Source organism: Ventosimonas gracilis, assembly GCF_001580025.1.
In the GTDB taxonomy this organism is placed as follows: domain Bacteria; phylum Pseudomonadota; class Gammaproteobacteria; order Pseudomonadales; family Pseudomonadaceae; genus Ventosimonas; species Ventosimonas gracilis.
In genome coordinates this window covers 1-385 of sequence record NZ_LSZO01000032.1, presented here as the reverse complement: position 1 = coordinate 385, position 385 = coordinate 1, and the positions used below count along the sequence as shown (strand labels likewise).

Here is a 385-nt window from a genome sequence, read left to right as displayed (position 1 = left end):
GCCATTAGCCCAAGCGGGAAAATGCGCTTTATGCTCAATGATGGTACAACCACTGCGCCAGTGTTTATTGAATTTCTCAAGCGATTATTGATAGGGGCAGAAAATCCGGTTTTTCTTATTGTTGATGGGCATCCTGTTCATCGATCAAAAAAGGTCAATGACTTTGTAAGTAAAACAGAAGGAAAATTAAAACTGTTCTTTCTTCCTCCGTACGCACCGCAATTGAATCCGGATGAGGTGGTATGGGCGCATGTCAAACGCCATATTTCAAGAAGACTGGTGCAGGGCAAAGACGAAATGAAAGAACTTGCATTGAGTGTTTTGTTTCGCATTCAAAAATTGCCTGAACTCGTCAAATCCTTCTTCAGACAGCCAGAATGCCTAT

The 385-nt window shown here is 42.1% G+C and carries 1 protein-coding gene; it reads left to right on the top strand.

Translation table 11 applies throughout. The features are described from left to right. Positions 1–385 (top strand): transposase (locus tag AXE65_RS14115; RefSeq protein ID WP_239685017.1); only part of this gene is annotated, 385 nt, incomplete at both ends.